Genomic DNA, 15,190 nt, shown 5'->3' on the forward strand with positions numbered 1-15,190 from the left:
GCGAACCCTTGTGGGAGCGAGCCTGCTCGCGATAGCGGTGTATCAGGCAATAAATTTGGCACTGACAGGCCGCCATCGCGAGTAGGCTCGCTCCCACCCAAAATTCATTGACCAAGTAAATCGATAGCCAAACAACAATCCGTTCGATAAACGAACACTCAGTCGATTATCGGATTGTTTGGCCTTTTCCCGCAGCTTAATCTTCAGTCACTCCGGCGCTGAACCTCGCGCCTTTTTCTTCATGTCGGTCCACTGGAAAACGGGAGCCTGCCCATGGCTGAAATCCTTTCGCTGCACGACGCGGTGAAGCAGTTCGTCAACGACGGCGACACCGTCGCCCTCGAAGGCTTCACCCACCTGATTCCGACGGCGGCGGGTCATGAAATCATTCGCCAGGGCAAGAAAGACCTGACCCTGGTGCGGATGACCCCGGACCTGATCTATGACCAGTTGATCGGTGCAGGCTGCGCGCGCAAATTGATTTTCTCCTGGGGCGGCAACCCGGGCGTGGGTTCGTTGCACCGCCTGCGCGATGCCGTGGAGAAACAATGGCCGCATCCGCTGGAGATCGAGGAACACAGCCACGCCGACCTGGCCAACGCCTACGTCGCCGGTGCCTCCGGCCTGCCGTTCGCGGTGTTGCGGGCCTACGCCGGTTCCGACCTGCCGAAGGTCAATCCGCTGATCAAAAGCGTGACCTGTCCCTTTACCGGTGAAGTCCTGGCCGCCGTGCCTTCGGTACGCCCGGACATCACCGTGATCCACGCCCAGAAAGCCGACCGCAAGGGCAACGTGCTGCTGTGGGGCATCCTCGGCGTGCAGAAAGAAGCCGCCCTGGCCGCCAAACGCTGCATCGTCACCGTGGAAGAAATCGTCGACGACCTGAACGCGCCGATGAACGCCTGCGTGCTGCCGACCTGGGCCCTGAGCGCAGTCTGCCATGTGCCTGGTGGTGCTCATCCGTCCTACGCCCATGGCTACACCGAGCGTGACAATCGTTTCTACCAGGCGTGGGATGCCATTGCCCGGGACCGTGGGACCTTTACCGCGTGGATCAACGAATACATTCATGGCACCCGGGATTTCAGTGAATTGCAGGCCAGACTGGCAGCCGCTTCGGAGGCGAAACAATGACGTACTCCACCAACGAAATGATGACCGTTGCCGCGGCCCGTCGGTTGAAGAACAACGCCGTGTGCTTCGTCGGCATCGGCCTGCCGTCGAAAGCGGCCAACCTGGCGCGGCTGACCTCATCGCCAGATGTGGTGCTGATCTACGAGTCCGGTCCGATCGGTGCCAAGCCCAGCGTATTGCCGCTGTCCATTGGCGATGGTGAGCTGGCTGAAACGGCGGATACCGTCGTACCGACCGGTGAGATTTTTCGCTACTGGCTGCAGGGCGGGCGTATCGACGTCGGTTTCCTCGGCGCGGCCCAGGTCGACCGTTTCGGCAACATCAACACCACGGTGGTGGGCGATTACCATCAGCCCAAAGTCCGCCTGCCGGGCGCCGGCGGCGCACCGGAAATCGCCGGTTCCGCCAAGAGTGTGTTGATCATCCTCAAGCAGTCGGCGCGTTCGTTCGTCGACAAACTGGACTTCATCACTTCGGTCGGTCACGGTGAGGGCGGAGATTCCCGCAAGCGCCTGGGCCTGCCGGGCGCGGGGCCGGTGGGTATCATCACCGACTTGTGCATCATGGAGCCGGAAGCCGGCACCCATGAATTCGTGGTCACCGCGCTGCACCCCGGCGTGACCCGCGAGCAGGTCATCGCGGCCACCGGATGGGCGATCCGTTTCGCCGATCAGGTGCAAACAACCGCCGAGCCGACCGACGTGGAGCTGCGCGCGCTGCGCGACCTGGAAGCTCGCACGGCGGCGGCCCACGGCCAGGCACCGGGAGAAGCCTGATGCGCGACGTTTATATCTGTGATGCGATTCGTACCCCCATCGGCCGCTTCGGTGGCGGTTTGGCCGCGGTGCGCGCCGATGACCTGGCGGCCGTGCCGATCAAGGCGCTGATGGAGCGCAACCCGTCGGTGGACTGGAGCGCGGTGGACGAGGTGTTCCTCGGTTGCGCCAACCAGGCCGGCGAAGACAACCGCAACGTGGCGCGCATGGCGCTGCTGCTGGCGGGCCTGCCGGAGAGCATTCCCGGCGTGACCCTCAACCGTCTCTGCGCTTCGGGCATGGACGCCATCGGCACGGCGTTCCGCGCCATTGCCAGCGGCGAAATGGAACTGGCCATCGCCGGCGGCGTGGAATCGATGTCCCGCGCGCCGTTCGTGATGGGCAAGGCCGACGCGGCGTTCTCCCGCAACATGAAACTGGAAGACACCACCATCGGCTGGCGCTTCATCAACCCGTTGATGAAGGCCCAGTACGGCGTCGATGCGATGCCCCAGACCGCCGATAACGTGGCGGACGATTACGCGGTGTCCCGCGCCGACCAGGATGCCTTCGCACTGCGCAGCCAGCAACGCACGGCAGCGGCCCAGGCCGCAGGATTCTTCGCCGAAGAAATCGTACCGGTGCGCATTGCCCACAAGAAAGGCGAAACCGTGGTCGAGCAAGACGAGCATCCGCGCGCCGACACCACGCTGGAGGCCTTGAACAAACTCAAACCGGTCAACGGCCCGGACAAGACCGTCACCGCCGGCAACGCCTCGGGTGTGAACGATGGCGCGGCGGCGTTGATCCTGGCCTCGGCCGACGCGGTGAAGCAACACGGCCTGACCCCTCGCGGCAAAGTGCTGGGCATGGCCAGTGCCGGCGTGGCACCACGGGTAATGGGCATCGGCCCGGTGCCGGCGGTGCGCAAGTTGACGGAGCGCCTGGGCCTGGCGGTCGCCGATTTCGACGTGATCGAACTCAACGAAGCGTTTGCCAGCCAGGGCTTGGCGGTGCTGCGCGAACTGGGGCTGGCGGACGATGCGCCGCAGGTCAACCCGAACGGCGGCGCCATCGCGCTCGGCCATCCGTTGGGCATGAGTGGCGCACGGCTGGTGCTGACGGCGTTGCATCATCTGGAAAAGACCGGCGGCAGCAAAGGCCTGGCGACCATGTGTGTCGGCGTCGGCCAGGGCCTGGCATTGGCTATCGAACGCGTTTGACGCGTCGTACTACTTATAAGAATCCGAGGAATGCTTCATGACTGACAAGCCTGGTTACCGTCGCCCCCAAGTGGGCACCCAGCCGGAGTACCTGCACCCGCCATATCAGTCCACCAACCTGCGCTCGCCGTCCAAGCCGTTGGTGCATCTGCCTCACTCGCTGTCGGAAATCACCGGCCCGACCATCGGCGCCGACCGCGTGCAGGAGAAGGACAACGACCTGACCGCCCAACATGCCGGCGAACCCCTGGGGGAGCGGATCATCATTCACGGACGCGTGCTGGATGAGAACGGCCATCCCGTGCCGGGCATCCTGGTAGAGATCTGGCAGGCCAACGCCGCCGGTCGCTATAACCATGACCGCGACAAACATGATGCACCGCTGGACCCGAACTTCACCGGCACCGGTCGTGCTATCACCGACGCCGACGGCTGGTACCAGTTCCAGACCATCAAGCCCGGCGCCTACCCATGGGGCAACCACCACAACGCCTGGCGCCCGGCGCATATCCATTTCTCGTTGTTCGGGCCGAGCATCCTGACGCGCCTGGTGACGCAGATGTATTTTCCTGGCGACCCGCTGCTGGCCTACGATCCGATCTACAACTGCGTGTCGGACACCAGTGCCAAGGAACGCCTGATCGCCAGTTTCGACCTGGAAAAAACCATCCCTCACTATGCCCTCGGTTATCGCTGGGACATCGTCTTGCGCGGCCGCGACGCCACGCCGATGGAGAAATAAGATGACGCTTACCGCCACCACGTCCCATACCGTTGGCCCTTACTACCACATCGGCCTGACCTGGCTGAACCGCGAAGACATGACCGTCGCCGAAACCCTCGGCCAGCGCGTGGCGATCACCGGGCAGGTGATCGACGGCAACGGCGAGTTCGTCAACGACGCAATGCTGGAAGTCTGGCAGGCCAACGCTGCCGGCAAATACGCCCACCCCGAGGACGAGCAGGACAAACCCTTGGACCCGAACTTCGAAGGCTTCGGCCGGGTGCCGGTGGACGCCGAGGGGCGTTTTCGGTTTACCACCATCAAGCCGGGCACCGTGCCGGGCCTGGGCAGCACGACCCAGGCCCCGCACCTGGTGGTGCTGGTCTTCGCCCGTGGCTTGGTCAAGCACCTGCTGACGCGCATCTACTTTGACGGCGAACAGGCCAACGAAGCCGACCCGCTGCTGGCCTGCGTACCCGAGGAGCGCCGCGCCACGATCGTGAGCAAGCCCGATGGGTCGGGCGTGTACCAGTGGAACGTGATCCTGCAGGGGACGGATGCCGAGACGGTGTTTTTCGATTACTGAAGAACTCCTGTACTGATCGTTCCCACGCTCTGCGTGGAAATGCCTCAACGGACGCTCCGCGTTCGGCTTTTGGGACGCAGAGCGTCCCCGGCTGCATTCCCACGCAGAGCGTAGGAACGATCTGTGGAACGGGACTGTTACGAAGTGTGTCTAGACTTTGTTGAGTCCCCAAGAGTGAATAGCCCATGACCACCTTAACCAGCCACTACACCGGCGAAGAACGCAGCAAGCGCATCTTCGCCATCGTCGGTGCTTCCTCCGGCAACCTGGTCGAATGGTTCGACTTCTACGTCTACGCGTTCTGCGCGATCTATTTCGCCCCGGCGTTCTTCCCGTCCGATAACCCCACGGTGCAACTGGTCAACACCGCCGGTGTCTTCGCCGCCGGGTTCCTGATGCGGCCGATCGGCGGCTGGATTTTCGGCCGGGTGGCGGACCGTCACGGACGCAAGAACTCGATGATGATTTCGGTGCTGATGATGTGCTTCGGCTCGTTGCTCATCGCCTGCCTGCCCACCTACAAGGACATCGGCGTCTGGGCGCCGGTGTTGCTGTTGCTCGCCCGCTTGCTGCAAGGCTTGTCGGTGGGTGGCGAGTACGGCACCACCGCCACCTACATGAGCGAAGTCGCCCTCAAGGGCCAGCGCGGCTTTTTCGCCTCGTTCCAGTACGTGACGCTGATCGGCGGGCAACTGCTGGCAGTGTCGCTGGTGGTGATCCTGCAACAGTTCCTCAACGAAGACGAACTGCGGGCCTATGGCTGGCGGATCCCCTTCGTGGTCGGCGCCGTGGCCGCGTTGATTTCCCTGTTCCTGCGCCGTTCCCTGAAGGAAACCAGCAGCAAGGAAATGCGCGAGAACAAGGACGCCGGCAGCATCGCCGCGCTGTTTCGCGACCACAAGGCCGCGTTCATCACCGTACTCGGCTACACCGCCGGCGGTTCGTTGATTTTCTACACCTTCACCACCTACATGCAGAAATACCTGGTGAACACCGCGGGCCTGCACGCCAAGACCGCCAGCTACATCATGACCGGCGCGCTGTTCCTCTACATGTGCATGCAGCCGCTGTTCGGCATGCTGGCGGACAGGATCGGCCGACGTAACTCCATGCTCTGGTTCGGTGCCTTGGGCGCGTTGTGCACGGTGCCGATCCTGCTGACGCTCAAAAGCATCAGCAGTCCGTTCCTGGCGTTCGTGTTGATTACCCTGGCACTGGCAATCGTCAGCTTCTACACCTCCATCAGTGGTCTGGTAAAAGCTGAAATGTTTCCACCCGAAGTACGAGCACTGGGGGTAGGGTTGGCCTACGCAGTGGCGAATGCGATTTTTGGCGGTTCGGCGGAGTACGTTGCCTTGAGCCTGAAAGCCCAGGGCATGGAGAACGCCTTTTACTGGTACGTCACGGTCATGATGGTGGTGGCGTTCCTGTTCAGCCTGCGCCTGCCGAAGCAACCGACGTATTTGCATCACGACCTTTAACACCCTAGGACTGTTTATGAGCGAACGACCGGGTAATCAGCTGTTCGATGCCTACTTCACCGCCCGCGACATGCGCGAGGTGTTCTGCGATGCCGGCCGGGTGCAAGCCATGCTCGATGTCGAGGCGGCACTGGCCCGGGCCGAGGCGCGGGTTGGATTGATTCCCCACAGTGCAGTGGCGTCGATTGAGCAGGCTTGTTGTGCCGACCTCTACGACTTTTCAGCACTGAGTGAAGCGATTGCCACGGCCGGCAATTCAGCGATCCCGCTGGTCAAGGCATTGGGCAAGCGCATCGCCAGCGTGGATCGCGAGGCTGAGCGTTATGTGCACCTGGGCGCCACCAGCCAGGACGTGATGGACAGTGGCCTGGTCCTGCAACTGCGCCAGGCGCTGGAGCTGATCGAGGGTGAGCTGGCGCAACTGGCCGCTATCCTCGCCCGACAAGCCGAGCGCTACGCCGCCACGCCATTGGCCGGGCGCACCTGGTTGCAACATGCAACGCCGGTGACCCTGGGCATGAAAATCGCCGGGTGGCTGGGGGCAATCACCCGCAGCCGCCAACGTCTTCTGGAACTCAAGCCCCGCTTGCTGGTGCTGCAATTCGGCGGCGCCTCCGGGACGCTCGCTGCATTGGGCGAACACGCCTTGCCAATCGCCGAAGCCCTGGCCGCCGAGCTGCACCTGAGCCTGCCGGAGCAACCCTGGCACACCCAGCGTGATCGGCTGGTGGAGTTCGGTTCGGTACTGGGCCTGATTGCCGGTAGCCTGGGCAAACTCGGCCGTGACGTCAGCCTGTTGATGCAGACCGAGGCCGGTGAAGCGTTCGAACCGTCGGCGCCGGGCAAGGGCGGTTCGTCGACCATGCCCCACAAGCGCAACCCGGTGGGCGCGGCGGTGCTGATCGGTGCGGCAACGCGGGTGCCGGGGTTGTTGTCGACGCTGTTCAGCGCGATGCCCCAGGAACATGAACGCAGCCTGGGCCTGTGGCATGCCGAATGGGAAACCCTGCCGGAGATCTGTTGCCTGGTGTCCGGTGCCCTGCAACAGGCGCGGCTGCTGGCGGAAGGGCTGGAGGTGGACGCGGCGCGCATGGCCCATAACCTCGATCTGACCCAGGGGCTGGTGCTGGCCGAAGCGGTGAGCATCGTCCTGGCCCAGCGCGTCGGGCGTGACACCGCGCACCATCTGCTGGAGCAATGCTGCAAGCGTGCCGTGGCCGAACACCGTCATCTGCGGGACGTGTTGGGGGACGAACCCCAGGTTTGCGCGCAGTTGTCCGCGGCCGAACTCGATCATTTGCTCAACCCCGCCCATTACCTCGGCCAGGCCCAGACCTGGGTCGCCCGGGCAGTGGCCGAACACCTGGCCTTGAAGGTCTGAAAGGAGATTGTTGTGGGATTCGTCAAACTCGCCGACGGCGAACTGAACTATTGCTTTGACGGGCGGCAAGACGCGCCGGTGCTGGTGTTGTCCAACTCCTTGGGCACTGACCTGCACATGTGGGACGAGCAGGTCGCGGCGTTCAGCGAACACTTCCGTGTGCTGCGTTTCGACACCCGGGGTCACGGCCAGTCGCTGGTCACCGAAGGCCCTTACAGCATCGAGCAACTGGGCCACGATGTGCTGGCGATGCTTGATGCGCTGGAGATCGACAAGGTGCACTTCTGCGGCTTGTCCATGGGCGGTCTGATCGGCCAGTGGTTGGGCATCAACGCCGGCGAGCGACTGCACAAGCTGGTGGTGTGCAACACCGCGGCCAAGATCGGTGATCCGTCGATGTGGAACCCGCGCATCGAAACCGTGCTGCGTGATGGCAAGGCGGCCATGGTGGCGCTGCGGGATGCCTCGATTGCCCGCTGGTTCACCCCGGACTTCGCCCAGGCCAACCCGGACACGGCGAGGAAAATCACCGACATGCTCGCCGCCACCTCACCCCAGGGCTATGCCGCCAACTGCGCCGCCGTGCGCGATGCCGATTTTCGCGATCAACTGGCATCGATCCGTGTGCCGCTGCTGGTGGTGGCCGGTACCGAAGATGCCGTTACGCCGCCATCGGGCGGGCATTTTATCCAGGAGCGGGTCAGTGGGGCGCAGTATGCCGAATTCCATGCCGCGCACCTGTCCAACGTCCAGGCCGGCGCTGCGTTCAGCGAGCGGGTGTTGGATTTCCTGCTTGATTCCAGTCGCGCCTGAGGAATTTTTTGTGGACGAGAAACAACGTTACGACGAAGGCATGCAAGTCCGCCGCGCAGTGCTGGGCGATGCCCATGTGGATCGCAGCCTCAATGCCCTGACCGAGTTCAACAGCGAATTCCAGGAGATGATCACCCGTCACGCCTGGGGCGACATCTGGACCCGCCCGGGTCTGCCGCGCCACACCCGCAGCCTGATCACCCTCGCCATGCTGATCGGCATGAACCGCAACGAAGAACTCAAACTGCACCTGCGCGCCGCCGCCAACAACGGCGTGAGCCGTGGCGAGATCAAGGAAGTGATCATGCAGAGCGCGATCTACTGCGGCATTCCGGCGGCCAACGCCACGTTCCACCTGGCTGAGTCGGTGTGGGACGAGTTGGGTGTCGAATCGCGGGAATAGATTCACCGCAATCCCTGTGGGTCAGTTGGTGAAGATGTTGAATGTGCTACCGCTATCGCGAGCAGGCTCGCTCCCACAGGGGATTTGCAGTGTACGCAGAATCTACATACCGCACTGAACCACTGTGGGAGCGAGCCTGCTCGCGATAGCGGTGGGTCAGTCGCCACCTGAACGACAGACCCACCCCAGCCGCTTTACAGCAAACTGATCGGATAGCTGACAATCAACCGGTTCTCATCGAACTCATTGGTGCTGAAATCCCGCCGCAGGGTCGAGTTGCGCCACTTCACATTGAGGTTCTTCAGCGCACCGTTCTGCACGGTGTACGCCAGCTCGCTCTCACGTCCCCATTCCTTGCCGTCGTCCACCGTGGCGGTGTGCACGTTGTCGCCGCTGATGTAGCGGTTCATCAAGGTCAGGCCCGGTACGCCGCCGGCGGCGAAGTTGAAGTCATGACGCACTTGCCAGGATTTTTCCTTGGCGTTGTCGTAGCTGGAGTTGTAGCTGTCGTTGGCCAGGGTGCCGCCGCTGGTACCGTTGACACGCATCCAGGCGTCGTCGCCGCTGAGTTTCTGCAGGCCGACGTAGAAGGTGTTACCACCGTACTTGGCCGAGAGCATGGCGAAGGCGGTCTTGTTGTCCAGGTCGCCGGCCAGAGCACTGCCGTTTTCCTTGCCGATGAAGTAGCCGAGGTTGGCGCCCAGGGTCCAGTCGCCGATGGGCTGGCTGTGGGTCAGGTTGAAGTATTGCTGTTGGTAGATGTCGGACAGTTCCGAGTACCAGACGCCGACCTGGGTGCGTTTGTCGTTGAAGGCGTACTCGCCGCCACCGAAGTTGAAGCGGTCGGAGGTGAAGGCCGGGCGGCCGTTCATGAACATGTCTTCCATGCTCGCATCGTTGCGCGGGCTGTTGCCACGGAACTGGCCGCCGTAGAGGCTCAGGCCGCTGATCTCAGTGGACGTGACCTGGCCACCGCGGAAGGTTTGCGGCAGGGAGCGACCGTCGTCGGAACGCAGGATCGGCAACACCGGCATCCATTCGCCGACCTTCAATTCGGTCTTCGACACCTTGGCCTTGAGGGCCACACCGAGGCGCCCGAAGTCATCGGCCGGACGCCCGTCATCGTGGACCGGCAGCAACTGGGTGCCGGCGGTGCCTTTGCCGCCATCGAGCTTGAGCGAATACAGGCCCAGCACGTCCATGCCGAAACCCACCGTGCCCTGGGTGAAACCGGACTTGGCGTCGAGGATGAAACTCTGGGTCCATTCCTCGGCCTTGCCCTGGGCGGCGCTCGAGTTGGTGAAGTTGCGGTTGAAATAGAAATTGCGCAGGTTGAGGTTGACCTTCGCATCCTCGACAAACCCCGACTCTGCGGCCAGGACCGGCAGGGCGGAACCGGCCAGGGCAACGGCGATCAGGCTGGGGAACAAATGCTGTGTGGACTTCATGGGCGTGTCTCTGTTTTTTATGGACGAGAAGAGCCGTTGCCGCAAATCTGGGTTGCAGGCGAAACGGTGAAACCAAAGGGGTAAACAGCTGGGGGTCAGCCGGGGGAGGCGAGGCGTGCGGTCATGGCGTGGAACCTGTCGTTCTTGTTTTGTGCGAGCGATGGTGAAGGGCGGGCCGGGATCGCTTCAATTGGCGATTATCGGTTTTGGGCGATTATCGAACGGCAAAAAACACCTGAGCAGAAACCGGAAAACCTGTGGGAGCGAGCCTGCTCGCGATGGCGGAGTATCAGACAACACTGCTGTGCCTGGTCTTCCGCTATCGCGAGCAGGCTCGCTCCCACAGTGCTGGCTAATCGCGCGCTGGATATCGTCGACCCACGTTAGCCAGTCGGAACATATTGTGGCGAGGGGATTTATCCCCGCTGGGCTGCGGAGCAGCCCCAAAAGGGCCCTATGCGAAAATCTGGTAAGTCGAGGTGGCAGGAATACGGGGATTGCTGCGCAATCCAGCGGGGATAAATCCCCTCGCCACAGGCCTGTGTTTTGAACTCGGAAACTACTGATTACTGATCCTTAAAAACAAAAAGCCCACCTTTTGGTGGGCTTTTTGTTCAACGTTCAAACATCCATCAGAACAGCTTCATCTTCGGCGCTTCTTCCTTGACCGGTTCGTTCTTGCCGGTCTCGGCGTTCCAGCCTCCACCCAGTGCCTTGTACAGGTTGACCTCGCTGGTCAATTGCGCGAGGCGGTCGGTGATCAGCGATTGTTGGGCGCTGAACAACTGGCGTTGGGCGTCGAGGAAGGTCAGGTTGCTGTCGACACCGATGCGATAGCGACGCTCGGCCAGGCGGTAGTAGTCCTGGTTGGCGGCGACGAAGTCGGTCTGGGCCTGCAACTGTTCGTTGTAGGTCTGGCGCGCGGCCAGGCCGTCGGAGACTTCCTGGAACGCGGTCTGGATCGACTTCTCGTACTGCGCGACGTTGATGTCTTTCTGAACCTTGGCGTAGTCCAGGCTTGCCCGCAGGCTGCCGGCGTTGAAGATCGGCAGGTTGATCTGCGGGGCGAAGCTCCAGGTGCCCGAGCCGCCCTTGAACAGGCCGGACAGGTCCGGGCTCAGCGTTCCGGCGTTGGCCGTCAGGCTGATGCTCGGGAAGAACGCGGCCCGTGCGGCGCCGATGTTGGCGTTGGCGGCCAGCAAGTTGCGTTCGGCCTGGAGAATGTCGGGACGACGCTGCAGCAGGTCCGACGGCAACCCGGCCGGTACTTCGCTGAGCAGGTCGTCGCTCAGCGGTTGCGAGTTCAGGTTGGCCGGCAGGCCGGTGCCCAGCAGCAGGGTCAGGCTGTTTTCGTCCTGGGCCACCTGGCGGGTGTAGCGCGCCAGTTGCACGCGGGCGTTTTCCACCGCTGTGCGTGCTTGGCTCAGGTCGAGCGCCGAGGCCACGCCGACGTCGGCGCTGCGGGTGGTCAGCTTGAGGCTTTTCTCGTAGGTGCCCAGGGTTTCCTGGGTCAGCTTGAGCAGTTCCTTGTCGGCCTGCCAGGTCAGGTAGGCGTTGGCGACGCTGGCCACCAGGCTGATCTGGGTACTGCGACGGGCTTCTTCGGTGGCGAAGTAGCTTTGCAGCGCTTGCTCGCTCAGGCTGCGAACCCGACCGAACAGGTCCAGTTCATAGGCGCTGATGCCCAGGGTGGCCGAGTAGGAGCTGCTGATGGCTGCTTGCCCGGTCTGCGAGGCCCGTGCCGGTACACGCTGGCGACTGCCGGAACCGGTGGCCGAGACCGCCGGGAACAGGTCCGCCCGCTGGATGTTGTACTGCGCGGCATAGGCATCGATGTTCAGCGCCGCGACGCGCAGGTCACGGTTGTTTTCCAGGGCAACCTGGATCAACTGCTGCAACGCCGGGTCATGGAAAAACTGCTTCCAGCCCTGTTCCGCGGCGGCCTGGCCGGCCGCCTGGGCCGGTTCGTAGGCCGGGCCTTGCGGGTATTGCGCCGCGACCGGTGCTTCGGGCCGCTGATAGTCGGGGATCAGCGAGCAGCCGCTGAGCACGACGGCGGCGATGGTCAGAGAGAGTAGCGACTTGCTCATTGCCCAGCCTCTTTAAAAGTTTCAGGAGTATCGTCCTGCTTGCGACGACCGATCGACGACACGGCCACGAAGAACAGCGGCACCCAGAAGATCGCCAGGACGGTGGCGGTGATCATCCCGCCGATCACCACGGTGCCGATGGCATGTTGGCTACCCGAGCCGGCACCTGTGGAAATCGCCAGGGGTACCACGCCGAGGATAAACGCGAGCGAAGTCATGATGATCGGCCGCAGTCGCATCCGGCAAGCCTCGATGGCCGCCTCCTGCAGGCTCTTGCCTTGCTCGTGCAGTTCTTTGGCGAACTCGACGATCAGGATGGCGTTTTTCGCGACCAGGCCGATGGTGGTCAACAGACCGACCAGAAAGTACACGTCATTGGAAAGACCGCGCAAGCTGGTTGCCATCAACGCACCGATGATCCCCAACGGCACCACGAGCACGATCGCAATCGGAATCGACCAGCTCTCATACAGCGCCGCCAGGCAGAGGAACACCATCAGGATCGACAGGGCGAACAGCGCCGGTGCCTGAGAGCCTGCCAGTCGTTCTTCATACGACAGGCCGGTCCAGGAAATACCGACACCGGCCGGCAGCTTCTTGGCGATGGCTTCGACTTCGGCCATGGCTTCACCGGTGGAGTAACCCGGCGCCGGAACGCCCAGCACTTCCATCGCTTCCACGCCGTTGTAACGAGCCAGTTTCGGCGAACCGTAGATCCACTCACCCTTGGCGAACGCGGTGAACGGCACCATGGTTCCGGCGCTGTTGCGCACGTACCACTTCTGCAGGTCTTCAGGGCTCATGCGGGCACCCGGTTGACCTTGCACGTAGACCTTCTTCACCCGACCGCGGTCGATGAAGTCGTTCACATAGCTACTGCCCAGGGCGATCGACAGGGTGCTGTTGATGTCCGAGATGGTCACGCCCAGGGCGCTGGCCTTCTCGTCATCGATTTCCAACTGGTATTGCGGTTCGTCGTTCAGGCCGTTAGGACGCACCTGCGCCAGCACCTTGCTCTGGGCCGCCATGCCCAGGAACTGGTTGCGCGCCTCCATCAACTTGGTGTGGCCGATCCCGGCGCGGTCCTGCAGGAATACGTCGAAACCGGTGGCGTTACCCAATTCCATCACCGCCGGCGGGGCGAAGGCGAACACCATTGCATCACGGAAGGTGAAGAAGTGCTGCTGGGCGCGGGCCGAGATCTTGAACACGGTGTTGTCGGCGTTACGCTCTTCCCACGGCTTGAGCATGATGAACGCCATGCCCGAACTCTGGCCACGACCGGCGAAGTTGAAACCGGTCACGGTGAACACCGACGCCACGCCGTCGCCCTCGCCGCCGTCCTTGCCCGGACGCAGCAGGAACTCACGCATCTTGTCCACCACCACCTGGGTGCGCTCGGCGCTGGAGCCGGCGGGCGTCTGTACCTGGGCAAACAACACGCCCTGGTCTTCTTCCGGGAGGAACGAGGATGGAATGCGCATGAACAGCCAGATCATGCCGACGACGATGATCACGTAGACCAGCAGGTACGGTGCCTTGTTGCGCAGGATGTTGCCGACGCCGCGTTCGTAGCTTTGCACGCTGCGGTCGAAGCTGCGGTTGAACCAACCGAAGAAGCCGCGTTTCGGCGTGCCATGTTCACCCTGCGGGATGGCCTTGAGCATCGTGGCGCACAAGGCCGGGGTGAAGATCAGTGCCACCAGTACCGACAGGGCCATGGCCGAGACGATGGTGATGGAGAACTGTTTATAGATCACACCGGTGGAACCGCCGAAAAACGCCATCGGCAGCAGTACCGCCGAGAGCACCAGGGCAATACCCACCAGGGCACCCTGGATCTGGCCCATGGATTTTTTCGTCGCTTCCTTGGGCGACAGGCCTTCTTCGCTCATCACCCGTTCGACGTTTTCCACCACGACGATGGCGTCATCCACCAGCAAGCCGATGGCCAATACCATACCGAACATGGTCAGGGTGTTGATGCTGAAGCCGAACGCCGCGAGGATCCCGAACGTACCCAGCAACACCACGGGCACGGTCATCGTGGTGATGATGGTGGCGCGGAAGTTCTGCAGGAACAGGAACATCACCAGGAACACCAGCGCGACCGCTTCGACCAGGGTTTCGACCACACCCTTGATCGATTCGCTCACCACCGGCGTGGTGTCGTAGGGGAATACCACTTCCATGCCAGGCGGGAAGAATGGCTTGAGGTTATTGACGGTCTGGCGCAGGGCCTTGGCCGTGTCGAGGGCGTTGGCACCAGTGGCCAGTCGCACCGCCAGGCCCGAGGCCGGGGCGCCGTTGAACTGTGCGTTGATGGCGTAGTTTTCACCGCCCAGGCCGACATCCGCCACGTCGCCGACGCGGACTTGCGAGCCGTCCGGGTTGACCTTGAGCAGAATATTCTTGAACTGCTCGGCGGTCTGCAGGCGGGTCTTGCCGATGATGGTGGCATTCAGTTGCTGGCCGGGCAAGGCGGGCAGGCCGCCGAGCTGGCCGGACGAAACCTGGACGTTCTGCGCGGCGATGGCGGTGCTCACGTCCGACGGGGTCAGGCTGTAGTTGTTCAGCTTGGCCGGGTCAAGCCAGATCCGCATCGCGTACTGGGCACCGAAGACCTGGAAGTCACCGACGCCGGCAGTGCGCGAGATCGGGTCCTGCATGTTGGACACGATGTAGTTGGACAGGTCCTCCCGGGTCATGGTGCCGTCGCGCGACACCACGCCGATCACCATCAGGAAGTTCCTCACCGATTTGGTCACGCGGATACCCTGCTGCTGCACTTCTTGCGGCAGCAACGGGGTGGCCAGGTTCAGCTTGTTCTGGACCTGGACCTGCGCGGTATCGGAGTTGGTGCCCTGCTCGAAGGTCGCGGTGATGGTCATGCTGCCGTCGGAGTTACTTTCCGAGGACACATAACGCAGGTTGTCGATACCGTTGAGCTGCTGTTCGATCACCTGGACCACGGTGTCCTGCACGGTTTGCGCGGACGCACCCGGGTAGGTCACCTGGATCGCGATGGCTGGTGGTGCGATGCTCGGGTACTGGTTGATCGGCAGCTTGAGGATCGATAGAGCCCCGACCAGCATGATCACCAGGGCGATCACCCAGGCGAAAATCGGACGGTCGATAAAGAATTTCGACAT

The 15,190-nt window shown here is 62.7% G+C and carries 12 protein-coding genes; 9 read left to right on the forward strand and 3 right to left on the reverse strand.

Features of this window, described 5'->3' with window-relative positions; genetic code table 11:
• Nucleotides 1-273 precede the first annotated feature (273 nt).
• From LOY67_RS06585 to pcaC, 9 genes are all read left to right on the forward strand, one after another.
• Entirely contained in the window at nt 274-1,134 is an 861-nt protein-coding gene (locus tag LOY67_RS06585) for a CoA transferase subunit A (RefSeq protein WP_265066467.1), read from the forward strand.
• Nucleotides 1,131-1,910: a CoA-transferase subunit beta gene (locus LOY67_RS06590; protein WP_265066468.1), complete on the forward strand. Its 780-nt coding sequence runs from the start codon at nt 1,131-1,133 to the stop codon at nt 1,908-1,910. Before LOY67_RS06585 ends, LOY67_RS06590 begins: the two co-directional genes overlap by 4 nt.
• Nucleotides 1,907-3,112, forward strand: coding sequence for a 3-oxoadipyl-CoA thiolase (pcaF, locus tag LOY67_RS06595; RefSeq protein WP_265067708.1), 1,206 nt, complete (start codon nt 1,907-1,909; stop codon nt 3,110-3,112). The genes LOY67_RS06590 and pcaF overlap by 4 nt, the downstream gene beginning before the upstream one ends.
• Before the next feature lie 37 nt (nt 3,113-3,149).
• Nucleotides 3,150-3,854, forward strand: a complete 705-nt coding sequence (pcaH, locus tag LOY67_RS06600; protein ID WP_265066469.1) for a protocatechuate 3,4-dioxygenase subunit beta — start codon at nt 3,150-3,152, stop codon at nt 3,852-3,854.
• 1 nt (nt 3,855) lies between these two features.
• Nucleotides 3,856-4,422: a protocatechuate 3,4-dioxygenase subunit alpha gene (gene pcaG / locus LOY67_RS06605; RefSeq protein ID WP_265066470.1), complete on the forward strand. Its 567-nt coding sequence runs from the start codon at nt 3,856-3,858 to the stop codon at nt 4,420-4,422.
• 185 nt (nt 4,423-4,607) lie between these two features.
• Complete coding sequence (locus LOY67_RS06610; protein ID WP_265066471.1) at nt 4,608-5,903, forward strand: MFS family transporter; 1,296 nt, start codon at nt 4,608-4,610, stop codon at nt 5,901-5,903.
• Between the two features lie 16 nt (nt 5,904-5,919).
• A complete protein-coding gene (locus LOY67_RS06615; RefSeq protein WP_265066472.1) occupies nt 5,920-7,284 on the forward strand; it encodes a 3-carboxy-cis,cis-muconate cycloisomerase in 1,365 nt (454 codons plus the stop codon).
• Nucleotides 7,285-7,296: 12 nt separating this feature from the next.
• Nucleotides 7,297-8,097 (forward strand): 3-oxoadipate enol-lactonase, encoded by an 801-nt coding sequence (pcaD, locus tag LOY67_RS06620; protein ID WP_265066473.1) that lies wholly within the window; start codon nt 7,297-7,299, stop codon nt 8,095-8,097.
• A 10-nt stretch (nt 8,098-8,107) separates the two neighbouring features.
• Entirely contained in the window at nt 8,108-8,500 is a 393-nt protein-coding gene (pcaC, locus tag LOY67_RS06625; protein ID WP_047701824.1) for a 4-carboxymuconolactone decarboxylase, read from the forward strand.
• Nucleotides 8,501-8,694: 194 nt separating this feature from the next.
• On the opposite strand, the gene LOY67_RS06630 is transcribed toward pcaC, so the two are convergent.
• The 3 genes from LOY67_RS06630 to emhB form a co-directional block, all read right to left on the reverse strand.
• Nucleotides 8,695-9,948: an OprD family porin gene (locus LOY67_RS06630; RefSeq protein WP_265066474.1), complete on the reverse strand. Its 1,254-nt coding sequence runs from the start codon at nt 9,946-9,948 to the stop codon at nt 8,695-8,697.
• 632 nt (nt 9,949-10,580) lie between these two features.
• On the reverse strand, nt 10,581-12,038 hold the full coding sequence (adeC, locus tag LOY67_RS06635) for an AdeC/AdeK/OprM family multidrug efflux complex outer membrane factor (protein ID WP_265066475.1): 1,458 nt from the start codon (nt 12,036-12,038) through the stop codon (nt 10,581-10,583).
• Complete coding sequence (emhB, locus tag LOY67_RS06640) at nt 12,035-15,190, reverse strand: efflux RND transporter permease subunit EmhB (RefSeq protein ID WP_265066476.1); 3,156 nt, start codon at nt 15,188-15,190, stop codon at nt 12,035-12,037. The genes adeC and emhB overlap by 4 nt, the downstream gene beginning before the upstream one ends.

It is taken from the genome of Pseudomonas sp. B21-056, from assembly GCF_026016325.1.
In the GTDB taxonomy this organism is placed as follows: domain Bacteria; phylum Pseudomonadota; class Gammaproteobacteria; order Pseudomonadales; family Pseudomonadaceae; genus Aquipseudomonas.

Bases quoted from the DNA above. Each gene is read 5' to 3' on its own strand.
- LOY67_RS06585 (WP_265066467.1), top strand. From the start codon at position 274: ATGGCTGAAATCCTTTCGCTGCACGACGCGGTGAAGCAGTTCGTCAAC.
- LOY67_RS06590 (WP_265066468.1), top strand. From the start codon at position 1,131: ATGACGTACTCCACCAACGAAATGATGACCGTTGCCGCGGCCCGTCGG.
- pcaH (WP_265066469.1), top strand. From the start codon at position 3,150: ATGACTGACAAGCCTGGTTACCGTCGCCCCCAAGTGGGCACCCAGCCG.
- pcaG (WP_265066470.1), top strand. From the start codon at position 3,856: ATGACGCTTACCGCCACCACGTCCCATACCGTTGGCCCTTACTACCAC.
- LOY67_RS06610 (WP_265066471.1), top strand. From the start codon at position 4,608: ATGACCACCTTAACCAGCCACTACACCGGCGAAGAACGCAGCAAGCGC.
- LOY67_RS06615 (WP_265066472.1), top strand. From the start codon at position 5,920: ATGAGCGAACGACCGGGTAATCAGCTGTTCGATGCCTACTTCACCGCC.
- LOY67_RS06630 (WP_265066474.1), bottom strand. From the start codon at position 9,948: ATGAAGTCCACACAGCATTTGTTCCCCAGCCTGATCGCCGTTGCCCTG.
- adeC (WP_265066475.1), bottom strand. From the start codon at position 12,038: ATGAGCAAGTCGCTACTCTCTCTGACCATCGCCGCCGTCGTGCTCAGC.
- emhB (WP_265066476.1), bottom strand. From the start codon at position 15,190: ATGTCGAAATTCTTTATCGACCGTCCGATTTTCGCCTGGGTGATCGCC.